Origin of the sequence: Dactylosporangium sp. NPDC006015 (assembly GCF_040614215.1) — a bacterium.
GTDB lineage: Bacteria > Actinomycetota > Actinomycetes > Mycobacteriales > Micromonosporaceae > Dactylosporangium > Dactylosporangium maewongense.
The window spans coordinates 60,352-79,731 of sequence record NZ_JBEXUD010000045.1 but is presented as its reverse complement, the minus strand read 5'-3'; the positions used below and the strand labels follow the sequence as shown (position 1 = coordinate 79,731).

Genomic DNA, 19,380 nt, shown 5'->3' with positions numbered 1-19,380 from the left:
CGGCCACCCACCGGTCGGTGGGTGGCCGTCATCGTTTCCGGGCGTTGTTCAGGTGATCGGTCAGGTGATCGGGTCGGGGGCGACCTCCGGCTTGGTGGCCGGGCGGGCGGTGTCGACGCGCGGGTCGCCCTCGTCGGCGAAGTAGTCCGCCGCGCTGGTGTCGTCGCCGCCGTCGGTGACCGACGCGGCCCGCAGGATCAGCGTGAGCAGCGCCGCGACGATCAGGTTGACCGCGACCGCGACGAAACCGACGTAGATCGTCTTCGCCGAGTCGAAACCGAACTCCTTCAACGGGAACGCCGAGCCGCCGAAGTGGGCGCGCTTCGTGGCGGCGTTCGGGATCTGGTACAGCATCCACACGCCGAGGCCCATCCCGGCGACCCACCCGCCGATCAGCGCGCCGCGGTGGAACCACCTGGTGAACAGGCCCAGCGCGACCGCCGGCAGGGTCTGCAGGATGATGACGCCGCCGATGAGCTGCAGGTCGATGGAGAACTGCGGGTCGACGAAGACGACGAAGACCAGCGCACCGACCTTGACCAGCAGCGACGTCACCTTCGACACGGTCGCCTCCTGGTGCGGGGTGGCGTCGCGCTTCAGGTATTCGCGGTACACGTTGCGGGTGAACAGGTTCGCGGCGGCGATCGACATGATGGCGGCGGGGACGAGCGCGCCGATGCCGATCGCGGCGTACGCGATGCCCGCGAACCAGTCAGGGAAGAGCTTGTCGAACAGCATCGGCACGACGGTGTTGTTGTCGTTGGTGCCGTTCGGGTTCTTCAGCGGGGTGACACCGGCGGCGATCGCGGCGTACCCGAGCAGCGCGATGAGGCCCAGCAGCAGCGAGTACGCCGGCAGCGCCGACATGTTCCGCTTGATCACGTCGCGGCTCCTGCTCGCCAGTACACCCGTGAGGCTGTGCGGGTAGAGGAACAGCGCGAGCGCGGAGCCGAGGGCGAGGGTGATGTACTGCAGCTGGTTGTTGGCGTTGAGGAGGATGCCGTCGGTCGCCGCCGGGGTCTTGTCGAACTTCGCGTCGGCGGCGTCGAAGATCGCGCCCCAGCCGCCGAGCTTGTACGGCAGGTAGAACACCGCGACGAGGATGACGACGTAGATCAGGGTGTCCTTGACGAACGCGATGAGCGCCGGCGCCCGCAGGCCGCTGGAGTAGGTGTAGGCGGCGAGGATCGCGAACGCGACGATGATCGGCAGGTGCCGGGCGATCGCGCCCTCACCGGTCACCCCCATCGTCTTGAGCACGGACTCGATGCCGACGAGCTGCAGCGCGATGTACGGCATGGTCGCCACGATTCCGGTGACCGCGATCAGCAGCGCGAGCGTCGGTGACTGGAACCGGGCCCGCACGAAGTCGGCCGGCGTCACGAACCCGTGCCGGTGCGACACGGACCACATCCGCACCAGGACCAGGAACACGAGCGGATAGATGATGACGGTGTACGGCACGGCGAAGAAGCCGGCCGCGCCGGCCGCGAACAGCAGCGCCGGGACGGCGACGAACGTGTAGGCGGTGTACAGGTCACCGCCGACGAGGAACCAGGTGATCCAGCCGCCGAAGTTCCGGCCGCCGAGTCCCCACTCGTCGAGGTGGTTGAGGTTGTCCGGGCGGCGCCAGCGGGCGGCGACGAAGCCGACCACGCTCACCCCGACGAACAGGATGACGAAGATCGCGATCTCGACCTGATGGTCACGCCACATCGCCGGTCACCGCCGCTTCGTCATCTGGTAGACCAGCGTCGTGGTGCCGACGCCGACGGCGATGATGGCCAGTTGCATCCAGTAGAACCGGGGGAAGCCGAGCAGGCGGGGACTGTCGGCGTTGTACCAGACGGTGACCAGCGGCAGCACGATCGGGATGAACAACAGCCAGTTCCACGGGCTCTTGTCCGCGGCCCGGGGGGTGTCGGGGCGTTCGGGACCGGTCACGGCCAACCTCCTTCACGAGGGTTGTGCGCGCCTGGCGGGCGGCCAGGTAGATCGACGTAACCTGATCGGCGTCCCGGCCGCTGACCGGTGGGGTCACGGATCGGCGAACGGTCGGTTCCGCGCGCCGGACGGTGTCCTGGATCACACCAACGGGGTCCCGTTCGGTCCCTGCGGCCCTTCCGCGGCCCCCTTCCGTGTGCCTCTCGCGGGCCCCTTCCGCGGGCCTTTTCTGTGTGCCCGGCGCGGGCGGGCGGTCATCGCGACAGTTCGGCGGGCGTGGCGTTGCCGCCGGTCAGGATCACCGCGACCCGCTCCCCCATCAGGTCGGGCCGGGCGAGGACCACGGCCAGGGCGGCGGCGCCGGCGCCTTCCGCCTGGGTGTGCGCGCTGCCGGACAGCACCTGCCGGGCGTCGTCGATCGCGTCGTCGTCGACGAGCACGAAGTCGGCGAGCAGGTCCCGCAGGATCTTCTGCGGCAGCTCGAACCCGCGCCCCGTCGCCAGCCCGTCGACCCTGGTCCGGTTGTCCCGCCGCACACAGGCACCGGACCGCCACGAGTCGTGCGCGGCCGGCGCGGCGCTGGACTGCACGCCGACGACCCGGCAGCCGGGCGCGACGGCGGCGGCGACCATGCAGGCGGCGGCCGCCCCTGTACCGCTGCCGACCGGCACCACCACCGTGTCGAGGTCCGGGTGCCGTTCGAACAGCTCCAGGTAGGCGGTCCCGACGCCCGCGATCACGGCCGGCTCGTCGCCCGGGCTGACCAGCCGCCCGCCGACCGTCCTGGCGTGCGCCTCGGCGTGCGCCTCCGCCTCGGCCATGTTCGCCCCGTGCGGCGTCACGGTCGCGCCGAGCGCCCGCACCGCACGGATCTTGAACTCCGCTGCCCCGGCAGGCATCACGACGTGCGCCGGGACGCCGAACGCGCGGGCGGCGTACGCGATCGACCGGGCGTGGTTGCCGGTCGAGTACGTGACGACGGGTTCCCCCGCGTCCAGGCCGGCCATGAGGTTGAGCGCACCGCGGACCTTGAACGCGCCGGTCGGCTGCGCGTTCTCGTGCTTGACCACCACCCGGCGGCCCGCGACCTCGTCCAGCAACGGATACGACCAGGACGGTGTCGCCGGAAGGTGCGGGTCGAGCACCCGCCGGGCACGCAGCACATCGTTGAGACTCACCATGCGCTCCAGCTTGGTGCCGGTACCATATATAAATCCAATGCCGAGTTTCTTGGAAACTCATAGGTGGGATCTATGCTTGACGTGACGCGCCTGCGGGTGCTCGCCGCGGTCGCCCGGCACGGCTCGGTCACCGCCGCCGAGGCGCTGCACTACGCCCAGCCGTCGGTCAGCCACCACCTGTCGCGCCTCGAGGCCGAGACGGGCGCGTGTCTCGTGCAGCGCGTCGGCCGCGGCGTGCGCCTCACGCCCGCCGGCCGGCTCCTCGCCGAGCGCGCCGAGGAGATCCTGGGCCGGCTCGACGCCGCCGAGGCCGAGCTCGAGTCGCTGACCGGCCTGACGTCCGGCCGGGTGCGGCTCGCCGCGTTCCCGTCGGCGCTGGGGTCGTTCGTGCCGCTCGCCGCCGCCCGCTTCGCCGCGTCGCACCCGGGCGTCGCGCTGAGCCTGGTGGAGGCCGAGCCGCCGGAGGCCCTGCGGCTGCTCAAGGCCGGCGAGGTCGACCTGGCGGTCGTCTTCGACTACGCCGCCGGCGACCCGGGCCCGGACGACGGCGTCCGGCTGACCCCGCTGTTCGACGAGCCGCTGCACCTCGTCACCGGCCTCGCCGAGACCCGCGACCTGGCCGGCCTCGCCGGCGCCCGCTGGATCGGCGGCTGCGAACGCTGCCGGACGAGCCTCGTGCGGCGGTGCGCGGCGGCCGGGTTCACGCCGGAGATCGCCTTCACCACCGACGACTACGTCGCCGTGCAGGCCCTGGTCGCCGCCGGCCTGGGCGTCACGATCCTGCCGGACCTGGCGCTGCGCGCGCACCGTTCGGCGGGCGTCCGGGCGCAGCCACTCCCCGGCCCGGGCCGCCGCGTGACCGCCGCCCTCTACGGCACGCCCCCGGACCCGCCCGCCCCCGCCGCCCTGCTCGCCGCCCTCCTGGCCACCGGGCCGCCCGCATAGCCGTCCGGGCCTCCGGGTGGCACGCCTGCCGTACAACGGAAGCCGGCGGCAAGTTCTTCGGACCGGTCGTGGACCTTGGTGCTGGTCACCGCACGGCGCTGTTCACGGTCTGCAACGTCCGCCGCGCAGACCTCGAACACTTGCCGCACCTCAACGACTCCGAAACCGGTCTGCTCTGGCTCCCCGTCGTTTGGCGCTTGGAGGCCACAGACCGGCCCGTTACCTGCGGCGATGAGAGGGGACCGGCAGACCCGGTGGCCGCCACGCCCCCGCACCGTTCCGGCAGGCAGGCAGGCAGGCTGACAGAACAACGACCGACCATGCGCCCTCGCGACCGTTCATGACGTAGCCCGGCCGGGGCACGGAGGTGAAGCAGCGCGGGCGGGGGGCCTCCGCCGGGCGGCGACCCGGGGCGTCCGACGGACCCGGGCGCGGCGATCAGGCCTGCCCGCCCGCGCAATTCCTTCAACGGTTCAACGACGCGGGCCCGGGCTTGATGCCCGGCGGCGCGCCGGCGGTGGGAACCGCTTACAACTTGATGCCCAGCAGGGCGTCGACGGCGAGGCGCAGCACGGCGGGGGCGTCACGGTCGTCGCCGGCGTCGGCCAGGGTGGCGTCGACCCAGGCGTCGACGGCGGCCAGGGCGCCCGGCGTGTCGAGGTCGTCGGCGAGGCGGTCGCGGAGCTGGTCGAGCAGCTCGATGCCGGACGGGCCGATGGTGGCCTTGGCGGCGGAGCGCCAGCGGGAGAGGCGCTGCTGGCCGGTCTTGAGGACGTCGTCGGTCCACTGGCGGTCGTTGCGGTAGTGGTCGGCGAGGAGGGCGAGGCGGACCGCCATCGGGTCGACGCCGTCGCCGCGGAGGCGGGAGACGAAGACGAGGTTGCCCTGGCTCTTGGACATCTTGTCGCCGTCGAGGCCGATCATGCCGGCGTGCACGTAGTGCGTGGCGAAGGGGGTCTTGCCGCTGAGGGCCTCGGCGTGGGCCGCGGAGCACTCGTGGTGCGGGAAGAGCAGGTCGTTGCCGCCGCCCTGGACGTCGATGGTGTCGCCGAGGAGGCTCTGGGCGATGACGGCGCACTCGATGTGCCAGCCGGGGCGGCCGGGGCCGAGGTCGCCGCCGTCCCACGCGGGCTCGCCCTCGCGCAGGCCGCGCCAGAGCAGCGGGTCGAGCGGGTCGCGCTTGCCGGGGCGCTGCGGGTCGCCGCCGCGCTCGGCGGCGAGGCGGAGCATCTCGGTGCGGGACAGGTTGGACTCGCTGCCGAAGCCGGGGGCGGTCGCGACGCTGAAGTAGACGTCGCCGGTGCCGTCCTCCAGCGCATACGCGTGGCCGCTCGCGATCAGCCCGGACACCTTGCGCGCGATCTGCGGGATGGACTCGACGGCGCCGACGTAGCGCTTCGGCGGGATGATCCGCAGCGCCTCCATGTCCTCGCGGAAGAGGGCGGTCTCGCGCATCGCGAGCACGACCCAGTCCTCGCCGTCGCGGGCGGCGCGCTCCAGCAGCGGGTCGTCGATGTCGGTGACGTTCTGGACATAGTCGACCTCGTGGCCGGCGTCGCGCCAGACCCGGTTGGCCAGGTCGAACGCGAGCATCGTGGCGGCGTGGCCGAGGTGGGTGGCGTCATAGGGGGTGATGCCGCAGACATACATGGTGGCGGGCCTGCCCTCGATCCGCACCGGCGCGATCTCGCGGCGCGCGGAGTCGAACAGGGCGAGGGTGGTCGCACCGGCAGCGGTGCGGGGCAGCGTGGGCACCGCCGGTGCCGACCATGAGTCCATCCGCCAAGACTATCCGCGGGGTACGACCGAAACATCGGGGAAACCGGTGTGACGAACCTAGCGTAGACAGGGCCTTACATCGGCGGCCACGGAATGGCGTGGCGGTCCTCGTCGGGGGCCGGATACCGCTTCTCCTGCAGCAGCTGGGTGATCCGCAGCGCGACGGTGCCGACCTCGGCCGCGGTCAGGTGGTCCGAGAGCGACTCGGCCAGCCCGGCGGTGTACTGGGCGCGCAGCTTCTCCAGCACCTCGATCGCCTCGTCGGGCAGCGGCTCGCCGGCCCAGCCCCACAGGATGGTGCGCAGCTTGTCCTCGGCGTGGAAGCAGATGCCGTGGTCGACGCCGTACACACGGCCGTCGACGGTGTCGATGATGTGCCCGCCCTTGCGGTCGGCGTTGTTGGCGACGGCGTCGAAGACCGCCATCCGCGCGAGCCGGGGGTCGTCGTCATGGGCGAGGACGAACGGGCGCCCGCGCTCGTCGCGCGCGCTGAGGATGCGTTTCCACGTACGTGGGACCTTGGCGGCGGGCACGAAGCCGAGGATCGCGTCGTCGGTCTGCAGCTCGTCGTCGATCCACAGCTGGACCATGCCGGTGCCGAGAGGCCCGTCGCGCAGGACGGTCGGCGGGACCACGGACCAGCCGGTGGCCTCGGACAGCAGCCAGGCCGCGTACTCACGGCCGGCGAGGGTGCCGTCGGGGAAGTCCCACAGCGGCCGCTCGCCGCTGACGGGTTTGTACACGCACCGGGCGACGGTCGACCCGTGCGTGATGACGGCCCGCAGGGTCGCGTTGGACGCGTCCATCAGCCGGCCTTCGATCTCCATGGTGCCGTGGCGGAGCAGCTCCAGCGCCTCGTCCTGGGGCAATGCCGGCACGGCGTCTACCGGCGGTAGCCGTTGTGACGCGGGCAGAGGTGCCCGCGGGCGTCGAGGGGCTGGCCGCACAGCGGGCAGGGCGGCCGTCCGGACGCGACAACCCGCTTGGCCCGGTCGATGAACGCGCGGGTCGCCTGCGGCGTCAGCCGGACCCGCAGCCGGTCCCGGTCGGCGCTGCTGAGCTCGTCGTCGTCCTCGTCCTCGGCTTCCTCGGCCTCCTCCTCGCCGACCGCGATGGCCTCGATGACCACGGTCGCGGTGTCGACGTCGAAGGCGAGGCCGAGCGTGCCGACCCGGAACTCCTCGTCGAGGGGCGTGTCGAGCGGCTCGTTGTCGCTGGTGTCGACGGCCGCGGTCTCGGGCAGGTCGACGCCGAAGCGGCGCTGGGCCTCCAGCAGGAGCTCCTCGAGCTTCTCGGCCAGGAGGGTCACCTGCACCTTCTCGAGGGCGACGCTGACCAGCCGCCCCCCGCCGCGCGCCTGCAGGAAGAAGGTCCGCTCCCCCGGCGCGCCCACGGTCCCCGCGACGAACCGCTCGGGCGGCTCAAATGCATACACCTGGTGGCTCACACCGTCACCTCCGCTGCGCTCCGGCGCCGGCGTGAGCGCAACCTGAGCCGCTGATTCACGGCTCCTCCGCTACGCTCCGGACCGCTCATGCCCGTCACCTCCGCTGCGCTCCGGCGCTCCACCTGAACTGCCGATTCACGGCTCGTCCGCGACGCTCCGGACCGCTCATGCTAGAACTCTATCCGCATGCTTCGGTCAGCGCTCACGCCAGGCAGCAAGATCACACAGAACCGCCCGAACCGCCCCCGACGGCGGCATCCGACGTCGGCTCCTCGTCGATCTTGGGGACGAACGGCGACAGGTCTCCACCGGTGTCGTTCAGCCGCAGGACGAAGGACCGCAGCGGGGTGTACCGGATCACCGTGACCGACGCGGGCTCGACGGCGATGCGCTGGAACAGGTCCAGGTGCATGCCGAGCGCGTCGGCGACGATCGCCTTGATGATGTCGCCGTGGCTGCACGCGAGCCAGACCGCGTCCGCGCCGTGCGACTCGGTGAGCTTGGCGTCCCACGTACGGATGGCGGCGATCGCACGGGCCGACATCACGGCCATCGACTCGCCGTCGGGTCCGGGGAACACCGCCGCGGACGGGTGCGCCTGCACCGTCGCCCACAGCGGCTCCTTGGCGAGCTCCTTGAGCGGCCGGCCGGTCCAGTCACCGTACCGGCACTCAACGATCCCCTCATCCACCGAAATGTCGGAAAAGTCGGGAAGAGCCAGCGACAGCGTCTCCCGGCAGCGCGGCAACGGGCTGGACACCACCGCCGCCAGGGGCAGCTTCGCCGCGGCGAGCCGCTCCCCGACCGCCAGCGCCTGCGCCTGCCCGACCTCGTCGAGCCCGACGGGCTGGTGGCCGGCGAGCACCCCGCTGGCGTTGGTGTTGGTCCGGCCGTGCCGGAGCAGGAGCAGTGTCGTCACGCGGACAAGCCTGCCATCTCGTACGCGCGCATCAGCTGCCGCATGGTCTGCGTGCCGTGCTCGTGGTCGCCGAAGAGCAGCGCCGCCAGCTCGGTGACACCGGCCTCCTTGTAGGCCTTGAGCCGCTCCGCGATCCGCTCGACGGGCCCGATCAGCGACGTGCGGTCGATGAACTCGAACGGGATCGCCGCGGCCGCCTCGCGGTGCTTCTTCGCCAGGTACAGGTCCTGCACCTCGCGGGCCGCGTCGCCGTACCCCATCCGCGTGGCGAGCGCGTTGTAGAAGTTCTGCTCGCGGCTGCCCATCCCGCCCACGTACAGCGCCGCGTACTGCCGCACCAGCTCCGCGCACATCTGCGGGTCGTCGCCGACGACCACCGGTACACCGGCGCAGATCTCGAAACCGTCGAGCGTCTTGCCGGCCTTGGCCCGGCCCGCCTCGATCGGCTTCAGCGACTCCGCGGCGAACTCGGGCGAGAAGAAGATCGCCAGCCACCCGTCGGCGACCTCGCCGGCGAGCTCCAGGTTCTTCGGCCCGACCGCGGCGAGGTACACCGGGACGTGGTCGCGGGTCGGGTGCAGGGTCAGCTTGAGCGCCTTGCCGGGGCCGTCGGGCAGCGGCAGCTGGTAGTGCTGCCCGTCGTAGGCGACCGTCTTGCGGGTCAGCGCGAGGTTGACGATGTCGATGTACTCGCGGGTGCGCTGCAGCGGCCTGCCGAACCGGACGCCGTGCCACCCCTCGGACACCTGCGGGCCCGACACGCCGAGACCGAGCCGGAACCGGCCGTCGGACAGCTTGTCGATCGTCGCCGCGGTCATCGCCGCCATCGCCGGCGTCCGGGCCGGGATCTGGAACACCGCGGAGCCCAGCTCGATGCGCTCCGTCTGGCCCGCGAACCACGCGAGCATCGACGGGGCGTCCGACCCGTACGCCTCCGCCACCCACACGCAGGAGAAACCGAGGCGGTCGGCCTCCTGCGCGAGGGCCAGGTGCCCGGCCGGTTCATTCCACGCCGCGAGATATCCGAGGTTCAACGCGAGCCGCACAACTGCCTCCCAGGGTCCCCCGCGCGACCCTGCACGGGCGGCACCAAGGGTAGCGGGGTGCCCACCTACCCGCCTTCGGTGGGATCCGGCCGTATCGTTCCACCTATGCAGCAGCGACCGCTCGGCCGTAGCGGGCTGGCGGTATCCCGGCTGGCCCTCGGCACCATGACCTGGGGCCGTGACACCGACGCCGACGATGCGGCCGCCCAGCTCAAGACGTTCCGCGACGCGGGCGGCACGCTGCTGGACACCGCCGACGTCTACGCCGACGGCGAGGCGGAGTCGGTGATCGGCGCCCTGGTCGGCCGGCTCGTGCCCCGCGAAGAGCTGGTCATCGCCACGAAGGCCGGCCTGCGACCCGGCATGGCGCGCCGCCGCGACGGCTCCCGCAGCCACCTGCTGCGCGCCCTCGACACCTCCCTCGAACGCCTCGGCACCGACCACGTCGACCTGTGGCAGGTCCACGGGTACGACCCCGACACGCCCCTCGAGGAGACCCTCAGCGCGCTCGACACCGCCGTGCAGACCGGCCGCGCGCGCTACGCGGGTGTGTCCAACTTCTCCGGCTGGCAGACCGCCCGCGCCGCCACCTGGCAGGCCGCCTGGCCCGGCCGCGCCCCGCTGGTCTCCACGCAGGTCGAATACTCGCTGCTCGAGCGCGGCATCGAGCGCGAGGTGATCCCCGCCTGCTCCGCGCTCGGCATCGGCCTGCTGCCCTGGTCGCCCCTCGGCCGCGGCGTCCTCACCGGCAAGTACCGCGGCGGCGTCCCCGCCGACTCGCGCGCCGCGTCGCCGCACTTCGAGCGGTTCGTCGCCCCGTACCTCGACGACCGCTGCGCCGGCATCGTCGAGGCGGTCGCCACCGCCGCCGGCGGCCTCGGCGTGTCACCCCTCGAGGTCGCGCTCGCGTGGGTGCGCGACCGGCCGGGCGTCGTCGCCCCCGTCCTCGGCGCCCGCACCGTCGGCCAGCTCCTCGGCGCGCTGCAGACCGAGGAGATCGAGCTGCCCCGCGAGATCCGCGCCGCCCTCGACGACGTGTCGGCTCCGACGTCGGGCTATCCCGAGCGGCAGACATAATCAGCAGATCATGATCCGATCCGCGTTGTCGTCCCTGGTACTGGTAGCGCTCCTCGCCGCGTGCGACTCCGGGGCCCCGGTCAGCCACCCGGACGCGACGGTCCCGACCCCCACCTGGGCGCCGGCACCGTCCGTCTCACCCGCCGGGACCGTCGCCCCGGCCGGCGGACCCGCCTCCGCCGTCGCCGTCTCCGGGTCACGGACAGCCGTCGGGCTGCAGTCCGGCCTCGCCGTTCTGGACACCTCAGGCACTGCGCTGTTGCCCACGTCGGCTCCTGTACGAGCCGTGGTGGCCCTTCCGTCCGGCGGCTTCCGCGCCGTGGCGGGCAGCACCGTGGTGACCGTCGGCGGCGGTGGCGGCACCACGGACCGCTGGGAGCTCCCGGCCCCCGGCACCGCCCTCGCCGTGCACCCGTCCGGTTGGACCGCGGTCACCGTCCCCACCCTCGGCGACGTGATCATCCTCTCCCCCACCGGCGCCGTCACCCGCACCATCCACACCGGCGGCCGCCCCGGCAGCGTGGCCCTCACCGGCGACCTCATCGGCGTCCTGGACCCCGCCGAGACGTCACTCACCGTGTACGACGCCACCTCCGGCACCCGCCGCGAAGGCCTCCGCGCCGGCGACGGCGCCGTCACCGTCACCACCGACGACACCGGCAGGTTCGTGGTCCTCGACGCCCGCGACGGCGAACTCCTGGTCTTCGAGACCGGCCCGCTCCTCCTGCGCCAGCGCTACCCCGTCCCCGGCGGCCCGTACGCACTCACCTTCGCCCGCTCCACGTTGTGGGTCACAGTCACCCAACGTAACGAGCTGGTCGGCTACGACCTGAGCGGCGGCACCCCCCGCGAGGTCGCGCGCCACCCTACCGTCCGCCTGCCGATCGCCGTCGCCGCCGACCCCTCCACCGGCACGATCGCCGTCGCCGGGTCGGCTGAAGGGCTGGTGCAGCGCATTTCGCCGTAGCAATATCGGTTCATGGACTACGAATACGTGCCGTTGCGGCTGCCGTCGAACGTCGACCGGCTCACCGCCAACGCACAGCTGACGATCCAGGCCGAATACGGCGGCTGGGAGCTGGCCAGGGTCCGCCTCTACGCGGACGGCACCCGCCAGGTCATGCTCCGCCGCAAACTCACCAGCGACGCCATGCCCGGCCTCAGCACGTAGGCCCACGGTCCCACCGATCCACCCTCATCGTGCGCGCCCCAGCCGCACGCCGACCACCCACGGCCGGTGAACAACGGGCGCCTAACCGATGACGGCCAGCACCGCCGCAAGGATGTCCGCCCGCTCAGGATGCGCCCCGCGATACCTGGCCGCGACCCCGTCCCGCCACTCCGGCACCTCAAGCACGGCCAGCACGGCCGCGTTCTCCCGCATTCCCCGCAGCCGGACCTCCCCGTCCAGCCACTCGCCGATCTCCAGCCCCCGCTCCCGGCGCTCCCGCACCGCCCGCCGCGCCTCCCCCAGCGTCGAGACCATCACCGCTCTCGATGGCGGCACAGCCATCCCCGCCCCGAGCAGCCCAGTGACCGCCTCACTCCGCCGCTCCCACACATCCCACTCAGCCACCACCCGTCAATCCTCGCAGCCCCAGACCCACCCAACGACCGACAGCGCCCCACCCCCATGATCGAAGGCCACCTCCGGCCACCCGGACGGCCACCGCCCGACTTCGATCACACGCCCCACCTGCACAACCACCGCCAGGACCGGCGATCGAACCGATGCGCACTGGTCACCAGCGCGCAGCATCGAGCAACACCGTCGACAGCACTGGACCAGGCGAGAACAGCCGCCGGCGAACATCACCGCGACCCCGGCACGGACCGCAACCACCCGCCACCATGATCGAAGGACGCCCCGGGCCGCCCGGGCGACCACCACACGACTTCGATCACAAGCCCTGGCCGCGCAACCAACGACGGCTTCGGCAATCGACCTGATGCGCACTGGTCACCGGCGCGCAGCATCGAGCGACACCCTCAACAGCGCCCGACCATCCGAGAACGGCCGCCAGCGAACATCACCGCAACCCCGGCACGGACGCGCAACCGCCCACCACCATGATCGAAGGACGCCCCGGGCCGCCCGGACGACCACCACACGACTTCGATCACACGCCCCGGCTGCGCAACCAACGCCCGGCAACACCGGCGCCAGCGATCGAACTGATGCACACTGGTCACCGGCACGCAGCATCGAGCAACAGCCTCAACAGCGCCCGACCATCCAAGAACGGCCGCCGGGAAACATCACCGCAACCACGGCACGGACGGTGACCACGCCACCTGGCGCCCGGTCCCCAGCCGGGCGGAAGAACCCCACCTCCGTGCTGGCCTGACCTGTTACCCACATGGATCGGCGAACCCGCACGCGGACAGCACCCAACTCCGCCTACCGAGGACGGTGAGTGCCGACCAGATTCGCCCGCGGCCCCACCGCCGGACCTGCACCGCCTGGTCGAAGGCCGGGCGGCCATGAGCAGCGGAGCGGGTCGTGGTCAGCGGCGGGCTTGGTGGTCTGGTTCGGAGGCGTCGCCGCCGGACCCGTTACGTGGTCTGGAGCGACGGCACCAGCGACGAGATGCGGCCGAACGGCCGCGGGGCCGGCGCGCCGCGGCCGGGCCGACACGGCAGGTGCGGGGCCCGGCTGCGGCGGTCGGTCAGCGGTCGGCCGACTCGGTGTTCTTGTCGGAGGCCTCGCCCGTGGCGGGCTCGTCCTCGTCGAGGTCCTCGTCCAGCTCGACGAACGCGTGCTCGTCGAGGCGGTCGACGACGCGGTCCTCGGCGCCGACGGCGAAGGGGCCGGTGCCGTCGTTGTCCTCATACGCCTCGGGGTCGAGCGGGGTGGCCACCTCGGCGACGACGACCACGCCGTCGAGGGACTCCAGCTCGGGGATGTCGAGGGCGCCGAGCGAGCCGTCGCCGGCCTGCATCAGCTCGAGGACAGCCTCGCCGACCGTCTCGACGGAGGCGGTGTCGCCGTCGCCGGGGTTGGTGCGGCGGGCGGCGTCGGCGAGGCGGAGCAGGGCCGCGACGCTGGGGACGCGGTAGTCGCGGCGCTGGCGGACGGAGATGATCTGCGGGTGCGGGTCTTCGGCCTCGGTGCCGTCGACGCCGCCGATGCCGACGCCGAACTGGCGGTCCGCCTCGTCGGGGTCGATGGCCTCGACGTCCCACGGGGTGACCTCGCCGAAGGCGTCGAGCAGGAGCTCGTCGTAGCCGTTGGAGGCGTTGTTGAGCTCGACATAGGCGCGCCACACCTCGTCGTCGTCGGCCCGCCCGTCGGCGGCCTTGACCGCGGCAAGGTGGTCGCGGGCCGCCGTGATCACGCGCTCGAGCGCGGCGTCAAGCTCCGCGTGCCGGTCGGTCATGATGGGACTCCCCCTGATATCGGTGGTGGGACGGTCGGGTTGATCAGGATTGCTGCAGGAACCTGTCGAGGACTCGCACGCCGAACTGTAGTCCCTCCAGGGGAATGCGCTCGTCAATGCCGTGGAACAACGCGCCGAAGTTCAGGTCGGCGGGCAGCCGCACGGGTGAGAACCCGAAGCAGCGGATGCCGAGCTTGTCGAACTGCTTGGCGTCCGTGCCGCCGCTGAGCATGTACGGCACGGGCAACGCGCCGGGGTCCTCCGCCTTGAGCGCAGCCGTCATCGCGTCGACGAGGGCGCCGTCGAAGGTGGTCTCCAGCGCGGCCTGGCGGTGAATGTACTCCAGCTCGATGTCGGGGCCGACGAGCTCGCGCAGCTGCTGCTCGAACAGCTCCGACTGCCCGGGCAGAGTGCGGCAGTCGATGGTGGCGGACGCGCGGCCGGGGATCACGTTGTCCTTGTACCCGGCGGCGAGGCGGGTCGGGTTGGCCGTGTTGCGCAGGGTCGCGCCGATGATCATCGCGATCGGCCCGATCTTCTCCACGGCCCGCTCGGGGTCGTCGAGGTCGAGCTCGATGCCGAGGATCTCCGACACCTGCTCCAGGAACGCGCGCACGGTCGGCGTCATGATCACCGGGAAGCGGTGCCGGCCGACCCGCGCGACGGCCTCGGCGACCGCGGTCACCGCGTTGTCGTCGTTGATCATCGAGCCGTGCCCGGGGCGCCCCTTGGCGTGCAGCCGCAGCCAGTCGATGCCCTTCTGCGCGGTCTCGATCAGGTAGAGGCGCTGGTCGCCGCCGACGCTGACGGAGAAGCCGCCGACCTCGCCGACCGCCTCGGTCACCCCGTCGAAGTAGTGCGGGTGCTTCTCGACGAGATACTGCGCGCCATAGGTGCTGCCGGCCTCCTCGTCGGCGACGAAGGCGAGCACCACGTCACGCGGTGGCTTGCGGCCCTCGCGGCGCATCTGCCGTACAAGAGCCAGGACCATCGCGTCGAAGTCCTTCATGTCGACGGCGCCCCGCCCCCACAGGTAGCCGTCCTTGATCTCACCGCCGAACGGGTCGACGGACCACTCGGAGGCGTCGGCGGGCACGACGTCGAGATGCCCGTGGATCAGCAGCGCGTCACGCGTCGGGTCGCTGCCCTCGAAGCGGGCGACGACGCTGGCCCGGCCCGGCGCGCTCTCGTGGATCTGCGGATCGAGGCCGACCTCGGCGAGCTTCTCGGCGACATACTCCGCGGCGAGCCGCTCCCCGGCGCTCGTCTCCAGGTCGCCCGTGTTGGTGGTGTCGATGCGCAGCAGGTCGCGGCAGAGCTCGATGACCTCGTCGGTGGCGTCCATGAAGAAGTCATACCAGGCGCCTGTGACAATTTCGGCGGGTGGTCCGGTGGGCTACCACGAAGCGTCACCGGACCACACGGACTTCACCAGCCGAAACCGGCCGCGTAGCTCACCGAAGCGAGCACCGCCTGCCCCGACGCGTTCGGGTGGAAATAGTCCCAGGTCGAGATCTGCGACAGCTGGAACGGGTAGCCGAAGACGGCGCCGCCGTCGTACTTGCAGCTGGCGCCGTACGCCGCGCAGGCCGACGCCAACTGGCCGTTGAAGTCGGCGACCCGCTGCCGGACGCGGTCGCGCCGCGCAGCGTCGGCCGACGCGGTCGACGTCGGGTTGGCCAGCATCGACTGACAGATGCCGAACAGGCCCCAGGCCGTGCGCGCGCCGGAGGTGTCCTTGCCGACCTGCCAGAGCCGCTTCAGGTCAGGCACGCTGATGAGCAGCACCTTCGCGTCGGGCAGACCGGCCTTCAGCGTGCCGAGGGCCGCGTCCAGCGACGCCCGGAACGCGGCCACGCTGGTCATCGTCGACTCCGACGAGGTGCAGGCGTCGTTGGCGCCGATGAGGATCGTGACGTAGGCGACACGCTGCGAGACGGCGGTCTGGGCCTGACCTGGCATGTCAGCGGCTTTCGCCCCGCTTTTGCCGTCATTGTACGAGTGGCCGTCGATCGCCGGGTTCACCGTGCGGATCCGCAGGAAGTGGCTGTTGACGGAGGCTGTGCTGCCCGTGCTGAACGAGCGGGACGGGCAGTCGGCGAACCATCCGCACGCGTTGAACCCGCGGGTGATGGAGTCGCCCATGCTGGCGATCGATCCGGGTGGCGGCCCGGCTGCGGCGTACGCGGGAGCGGTGGCTCCCAGCAGCACGACCAGGGTGGCGGCGAGGACGGTCAGTCCCCGCCTGGCGAGGGACATGGCGGCCCCTTTCCGTAGCAGGTGGCGGCCGGCTTCCATCGAAGGCGGTACATGGGAGCGTACTGGCCGGTAACCACTCGTTTCAAGAAGTCGCGCCTCGGGTACCGACGCGGCAACGACAACAAACGATCGAGGAGGCGCACGTGAGTGCCGCACCGCTGCCGCCGCTACCGCCGGTGCCGGGCATCGAGGACGACGAGGTCGTCTTCGGCGGACCGAGCATGCTCGACCTCCTCGACGAGGACCACCAGCAGCTCGCCCAGCTCTGCGACCGGCTCGCGACCCCCGACGAGCAGGAGAAGGCCAGGCCGCAGGACATCGAGGACGTCCTGGTGGCGACGCTTGCGCGGCACCTGTCCGCCGAGGAGCAGTACCTCTACCCGACGGTCAAGGCCGTCCTGCCCGACGGCGACCCGATCGCCTCACAGGAGGTCGCCGCGGACGCGGAGCTGCTCCTCGCCCTGCAGCGGCTGCACGCGACCCCCGCCGCCGCAGGTACCGCGTACCACGACGCGCTGGAAGCGGTCGCCACCCACGTCCGCTCACACGCGGACCGCACCGGCAAGGGGGTGTTCCCCCGTCTCCGCGAACAGTGCAGCGACACCGAGCTCGTCCGGCTCGGCAACCGCGTCCTGATCGCCCGCGGCGCCGCACCCACCCGACCCCACCCCAACACCCCGGCCAAACCACCGCTCAACAAGCTCGTCGACCCGGCCGTCGCCGTCGTCGACAAGGTCCGCGACGTCCTCACCCGCCGCACCACCTGGCCCGAGGACCTGGCTGGCTGACCGGCCGGCTGAATACGTTTATCGATCTCTCCCCGGAGGTACCAGACCATCATGGCTACTGTTCTGTGGATCATCGCGGTGCTCATCGGCATCGCTGGCGTCGTCGCTCTCCTCCGCCGGCAGATCCTGTGGGGCATCATCCTCATCGTGGTCGCCCTGCTCGTAGGCCCGGGCGGCGTGAGCATCTTCAACGTTTGACGTCGGGCGGCCGGCACCCCCCACCGGCCACCCAGGCGAAAAAGGCCCCGGCGGTTCCCCCCTCCGCCGGGGCCTTTCGCGTGTCGCACCCCCCGATTCGCCAAGATCCGCGTAGACCGTGTAACGTCTCCGTCGGCCATCCGGGCGGTGAGAAAGCGACCGGGTAGGATGGTCGGAGCAAGTCGAAGTGGCGGAATGGCAGACGCGCTAGCTTGAGGTGCTAGTGCCCGCAAGGGCGTGGGGGTTCAAGTCCCCCCTTCGACACAGATCTTGGTGGAAACTCACCAACGTAGTATCCCTGCAGCATCACCGGCGGGCACGCCGGCCGACCCGAGCGGGTGACAACCCGGTCGGCTATCTGCACGTCAAGGCCCTGATCGGGTCTCGACGATGACCGGCCCGAGGCGCAGCAGCCCGGCCACGACAGAGCAGATGATCGCGGCGCTGATACCCGCTCCACTCCCCCGCCCCAGGCCGCAACCTCCGCCGCTGCCAAGCCTGCCGGACCCGCGCACCTCGCCCACGCAGGCGCTCCCGGCACTCGACATCGCCCGGCTGGACCGTTCCGGACGGGTGTCGGCCCGGCTGCTCCTCGAACGGCTCGGCTGGGGTCCCTGCCAGCAGCTGCGCACCGACGTCGCCGAGCGCACAATCCTGATCTGGCCGGACGACGCAGGTGCCGTGCTGGTCGGCGCCCGCGGCGACCTGACCCTGCCGGCCGCGGTCCGGCAGATGTGCGCCATCGAGACCGGCGACCTCGTCGTCCTCGCCGCTGACCTCCACCGCGGTCTACTCGCCGTCCATCCCGCGGAGACTGTGGCGCGGCTGCTCGCCGACCTGCACGTCCGGCTGATCACAGACGGCCATGGCCGCTGACCCGGCGAGACTCGCCGCCGCCTGGGCCTGTCTGACCGAGCTCGGGATCACCCTCGCCGACCTGCAGCACGACGCCCGGCCAGCATCACCGACGTTCGACGACTACCTCCCCCAGGTCCTCGCCGGGGCCGGTCCCGGCGCGTTACGCGCCTACCGGAGCTACTGGCAGCGCATGACCAAAGCCTGGGGAAACCAGGCAATCGACACCGTCACTGCCAGCGACCTACAAGCGATGCGACAACACGTCACCAACAGCGCCCGAGTCCGGCGCAACAGCCGCGGCGGACGCCACGCCGGCGAACTGTTCATCGCCGCCGCCCGCGCCTTCTACAACCGAGCCATCGCCGACGGCCTCATACCGAGATCAACCTGGTCGCCCGCACCACCGGCCTCGACGCTGAACGCGGCCTCCTGCTGCTCCGAGAAAAGGGCGGCACGGTCCGCTGGCAGCCGATCAGCCCCGACCTCGCCACCGGCCTTGCCCAGCATGCCGCAGTCCGCGGCGCGGTCCTGCCCACCGACTCCCTGCTGCGGTACCGCAACGGCTCCGTCCTGACCAGCCGCCGCTACGACCAGCTCTGGCACCGCATCGGCCAACACCTGCCCTGGGTCGCCGCCCACGGCATCACCATGCACTGGCTGCGGCACACCACCCTGACCTGGGTCGAACGGCACTTCGGGTACGGCACCGCCCGCGCCTACGCCGGTCACACCGACACCACCGGACCAGCCACCACCACCACCTACATCCGCGCCGACCTCCAAGCCGTCGCCACCGCGCTCGCCGCGATGACAGGCCAGCCACACCCGCTCGCACAGCCCATCGACAACGGTCCGGGTGGTCTAGCGCGGCTTTGAACACACCTGCATCGCAGCGCTGCGGTACGGCGTCGCCGAAGCATCCGGACCCAGCGTGGACACGACCTGCACACCAAGGGCTGGTTCCTCGTCGAGGACGAGGTGTCCGATACGCCCGTGGTCGTCTGCGACACCACCTTCCGCCACGAAGGCCGGGTTTACCTGGGCGAGCCGCGCGCCGGCGACGACCTGGTGACCGTGCCGGCCCTGGGCAGGATCTGGGCGGGGCTGGGTTCCGATCCCGCAGATGTTCGGTCCGGGGACGGACACCGCGGACCGGGCTGGCATCGCGCCGCCCGAGAACAGCGAGCCGAGGTGTGCCTCTGATCGGACCCGGCCCTGAAGCGTCGCGCGACTCCGGCCCCGTCTCGGTCACAGTGAACGATGAACGCTCAACCTTCGCACGCGTTCCTGCTGGGGCGGGTTCGCCGGGTTTCACCGGCTCGGCAGCTTCCAACGGCTGGTGCTGTGCTGGCGGGTCTTCGGCCGTGACCGCGTGGACGGTGAACTCGGCCAGCTCCGCCGGGTTCTGGGCGGCTGGGGCTACCAGCTCGGCCGGGCCGACGACCCACTGCTGCCGTTGACCGTCGCGCAGCTGATGCTGGTCAACGGCAGCCCGCACCTGCAGGACATGACCACCGGCCTGTTCGACCGGGTCCGCGAGCAGCGGCTGCTCGAGGGCG

21 protein-coding genes and 1 tRNA gene are annotated in these 19,380 nt (G+C 71.7%); 9 read left to right on the top strand and 13 right to left on the bottom strand.

Going from position 1 to position 19,380, the window contains the following annotated elements; translation table 11 throughout:
- Positions 1–60: 60 nt before the first annotated feature.
- From mctP to ABZ321_RS46535, 3 genes are all read right to left on the bottom strand, one after another.
- Complete coding sequence (gene mctP / locus ABZ321_RS46545) at positions 61–1,716, bottom strand: monocarboxylate uptake permease MctP (RefSeq protein ID WP_354902699.1); 1,656 nt, start codon at positions 1,714–1,716, stop codon at positions 61–63.
- 6 nt (positions 1,717–1,722) lie between these two features.
- Positions 1,723–1,944 carry a DUF3311 domain-containing protein gene (locus tag ABZ321_RS46540; RefSeq protein WP_033357190.1) on the bottom strand — a complete coding sequence of 74 codons (222 nt, stop codon included), beginning with the start codon at positions 1,942–1,944 and terminating at the stop codon, positions 1,723–1,725.
- 254 nt (positions 1,945–2,198) lie between these two features.
- Positions 2,199–3,122, bottom strand: coding sequence for a pyridoxal-phosphate dependent enzyme (locus ABZ321_RS46535; RefSeq protein ID WP_354902696.1), 924 nt, complete (start codon positions 3,120–3,122; stop codon positions 2,199–2,201).
- Positions 3,123–3,197: 75 nt separating this feature from the next.
- Here ABZ321_RS46535 and ABZ321_RS46530 point away from each other — a divergent pair, with 75 nt between their 5' ends.
- Entirely contained in the window at positions 3,198–4,070 is an 873-nt protein-coding gene (locus ABZ321_RS46530) for a LysR family transcriptional regulator (RefSeq protein ID WP_354902694.1), read from the top strand.
- A gap of 528 nt (positions 4,071–4,598) precedes the next feature.
- Here the strand turns inward: ABZ321_RS46530 and mshC are convergent.
- From mshC to ABZ321_RS46505, 5 genes are all read right to left on the bottom strand, one after another.
- Positions 4,599–5,849: a cysteine--1-D-myo-inosityl 2-amino-2-deoxy-alpha-D-glucopyranoside ligase gene (gene mshC / locus ABZ321_RS46525; protein WP_354902691.1), complete on the bottom strand. Its 1,251-nt coding sequence runs from the start codon at positions 5,847–5,849 to the stop codon at positions 4,599–4,601.
- 74 nt (positions 5,850–5,923) lie between these two features.
- Positions 5,924–6,727 (bottom strand): SCO1664 family protein, encoded by an 804-nt coding sequence (locus ABZ321_RS46520; RefSeq protein ID WP_354902688.1) that lies wholly within the window; start codon positions 6,725–6,727, stop codon positions 5,924–5,926.
- Between the two features lie 5 nt (positions 6,728–6,732).
- On the bottom strand, positions 6,733–7,296 hold the full coding sequence (locus ABZ321_RS46515) for a DUF3090 domain-containing protein (protein ID WP_344502147.1): 564 nt from the start codon (positions 7,294–7,296) through the stop codon (positions 6,733–6,735).
- Positions 7,297–7,516: 220 nt separating this feature from the next.
- Positions 7,517–8,215: an MSMEG_4193 family putative phosphomutase gene (locus ABZ321_RS46510; protein WP_344502146.1), complete on the bottom strand. Its 699-nt coding sequence runs from the start codon at positions 8,213–8,215 to the stop codon at positions 7,517–7,519.
- Positions 8,212–9,261: an LLM class F420-dependent oxidoreductase gene (locus ABZ321_RS46505; protein WP_354902685.1), complete on the bottom strand. Its 1,050-nt coding sequence runs from the start codon at positions 9,259–9,261 to the stop codon at positions 8,212–8,214. The genes ABZ321_RS46510 and ABZ321_RS46505 overlap by 4 nt, the downstream gene beginning before the upstream one ends.
- 105 nt (positions 9,262–9,366) lie before the next feature.
- On the opposite strand from ABZ321_RS46505, the gene ABZ321_RS46500 reads away from it, so the two are divergent.
- The 3 genes from ABZ321_RS46500 to ABZ321_RS46490 are packed head-to-tail and all read left to right on the top strand — an operon-like array spanning position 9,367 to position 11,509.
- A complete protein-coding gene (locus tag ABZ321_RS46500) occupies positions 9,367–10,338 on the top strand; it encodes an aldo/keto reductase (RefSeq protein WP_344502144.1) in 972 nt (323 codons plus the stop codon).
- A 10-nt stretch (positions 10,339–10,348) separates the two neighbouring features.
- On the top strand, positions 10,349–11,305 hold the full coding sequence (locus tag ABZ321_RS46495; RefSeq protein ID WP_354902682.1) for a hypothetical protein: 957 nt from the start codon (positions 10,349–10,351) through the stop codon (positions 11,303–11,305).
- A 12-nt stretch (positions 11,306–11,317) separates the two neighbouring features.
- On the top strand, positions 11,318–11,509 hold the full coding sequence (locus ABZ321_RS46490; protein WP_327010753.1) for a DUF5703 family protein: 192 nt from the start codon (positions 11,318–11,320) through the stop codon (positions 11,507–11,509).
- Between the two features lie 81 nt (positions 11,510–11,590).
- On the opposite strand, the gene ABZ321_RS46485 is transcribed toward ABZ321_RS46490, so the two are convergent.
- From ABZ321_RS46485 to ABZ321_RS46470, 4 genes are all read right to left on the bottom strand, one after another.
- Complete coding sequence (locus ABZ321_RS46485; protein ID WP_354902680.1) at positions 11,591–11,824, bottom strand: hypothetical protein; 234 nt, start codon at positions 11,822–11,824, stop codon at positions 11,591–11,593.
- Between the two features lie 1,183 nt (positions 11,825–13,007).
- Positions 13,008–13,718, bottom strand: coding sequence for a hypothetical protein (locus ABZ321_RS46480; protein WP_354902677.1), 711 nt, complete (start codon positions 13,716–13,718; stop codon positions 13,008–13,010).
- A 43-nt stretch (positions 13,719–13,761) separates the two neighbouring features.
- Positions 13,762–15,063, bottom strand: coding sequence for a M20/M25/M40 family metallo-hydrolase (locus ABZ321_RS46475; RefSeq protein ID WP_344502139.1), 1,302 nt, complete (start codon positions 15,061–15,063; stop codon positions 13,762–13,764).
- Positions 15,064–15,146: 83 nt separating this feature from the next.
- The gene (locus tag ABZ321_RS46470) at positions 15,147–15,977 is read right to left on the bottom strand and encodes an SGNH/GDSL hydrolase family protein (RefSeq protein ID WP_344502138.1); all 831 of its coding nucleotides are present in this window, start codon (positions 15,975–15,977) and stop codon (positions 15,147–15,149) included.
- Between the two features lie 143 nt (positions 15,978–16,120).
- Here ABZ321_RS46470 and ABZ321_RS46465 point away from each other — a divergent pair, with 143 nt between their 5' ends.
- The 4 genes from ABZ321_RS46465 to ABZ321_RS46450 all read left to right on the top strand — a co-directional run bounded on the left by ABZ321_RS46465 (position 16,121) and on the right by ABZ321_RS46450 (position 17,839).
- On the top strand, positions 16,121–16,765 hold the full coding sequence (locus tag ABZ321_RS46465) for a hemerythrin domain-containing protein (RefSeq protein WP_344502137.1): 645 nt from the start codon (positions 16,121–16,123) through the stop codon (positions 16,763–16,765).
- A gap of 51 nt (positions 16,766–16,816) precedes the next feature.
- Positions 16,817–16,963 (top strand): GPGG-motif small membrane protein, encoded by a 147-nt coding sequence (locus ABZ321_RS46460; RefSeq protein WP_169788941.1) that lies wholly within the window; start codon positions 16,817–16,819, stop codon positions 16,961–16,963.
- 181 nt (positions 16,964–17,144) lie between these two features.
- A tRNA-Leu gene (locus ABZ321_RS46455) sits at positions 17,145–17,227 on the top strand.
- 126 nt (positions 17,228–17,353) lie between these two features.
- Positions 17,354–17,839, top strand: a complete 486-nt coding sequence (locus tag ABZ321_RS46450) for a hypothetical protein (protein ID WP_344502136.1) — start codon at positions 17,354–17,356, stop codon at positions 17,837–17,839.
- A 327-nt stretch (positions 17,840–18,166) separates the two neighbouring features.
- Here ABZ321_RS46450 and ABZ321_RS46445 read toward each other — a convergent pair whose 3' ends face one another.
- Entirely contained in the window at positions 18,167–18,460 is a 294-nt protein-coding gene (locus tag ABZ321_RS46445) for a hypothetical protein (protein ID WP_354902673.1), read from the bottom strand.
- A gap of 9 nt (positions 18,461–18,469) precedes the next feature.
- On the opposite strand from ABZ321_RS46445, the gene ABZ321_RS46440 reads away from it, so the two are divergent.
- A complete protein-coding gene (locus tag ABZ321_RS46440; RefSeq protein WP_354902670.1) occupies positions 18,470–18,697 on the top strand; it encodes a hypothetical protein in 228 nt (75 codons plus the stop codon).
- Positions 18,698–19,380 lie beyond the last annotated feature (683 nt).

Excerpts from the sequence above, each read along its gene's own strand:
- mctP (WP_354902699.1), bottom strand. The coding sequence starts at position 1,716 with ATGTGGCGTGACCATCAGGTCGAGATCGCGATCTTCGTCATCCTGTTC.
- ABZ321_RS46530 (WP_354902694.1), top strand. The coding sequence starts at position 3,198 with ATGCTTGACGTGACGCGCCTGCGGGTGCTCGCCGCGGTCGCCCGGCAC.
- mshC (WP_354902691.1), bottom strand. The coding sequence starts at position 5,849 with ATGGACTCATGGTCGGCACCGGCGGTGCCCACGCTGCCCCGCACCGCT.
- ABZ321_RS46500 (WP_344502144.1), top strand. The coding sequence starts at position 9,367 with ATGCAGCAGCGACCGCTCGGCCGTAGCGGGCTGGCGGTATCCCGGCTG.
- ABZ321_RS46495 (WP_354902682.1), top strand. The coding sequence starts at position 10,349 with ATGATCCGATCCGCGTTGTCGTCCCTGGTACTGGTAGCGCTCCTCGCC.
- ABZ321_RS46490 (WP_327010753.1), top strand. The coding sequence starts at position 11,318 with ATGGACTACGAATACGTGCCGTTGCGGCTGCCGTCGAACGTCGACCGG.
- ABZ321_RS46485 (WP_354902680.1), bottom strand. The coding sequence starts at position 11,824 with ATGGTCTCGACGCTGGGGGAGGCGCGGCGGGCGGTGCGGGAGCGCCGG.
- ABZ321_RS46480 (WP_354902677.1), bottom strand. The coding sequence starts at position 13,718 with ATGACCGACCGGCACGCGGAGCTTGACGCCGCGCTCGAGCGCGTGATC.
- ABZ321_RS46475 (WP_344502139.1), bottom strand. The coding sequence starts at position 15,063 with ATGGACGCCACCGACGAGGTCATCGAGCTCTGCCGCGACCTGCTGCGC.
- ABZ321_RS46470 (WP_344502138.1), bottom strand. The coding sequence starts at position 15,977 with ATGTCCCTCGCCAGGCGGGGACTGACCGTCCTCGCCGCCACCCTGGTC.
- ABZ321_RS46460 (WP_169788941.1), top strand. The coding sequence starts at position 16,817 with ATGGCTACTGTTCTGTGGATCATCGCGGTGCTCATCGGCATCGCTGGC.
- ABZ321_RS46450 (WP_344502136.1), top strand. The coding sequence starts at position 17,354 with ATGACCGGCCCGAGGCGCAGCAGCCCGGCCACGACAGAGCAGATGATC.
- ABZ321_RS46440 (WP_354902670.1), top strand. The coding sequence starts at position 18,470 with ATGCACTGGCTGCGGCACACCACCCTGACCTGGGTCGAACGGCACTTC.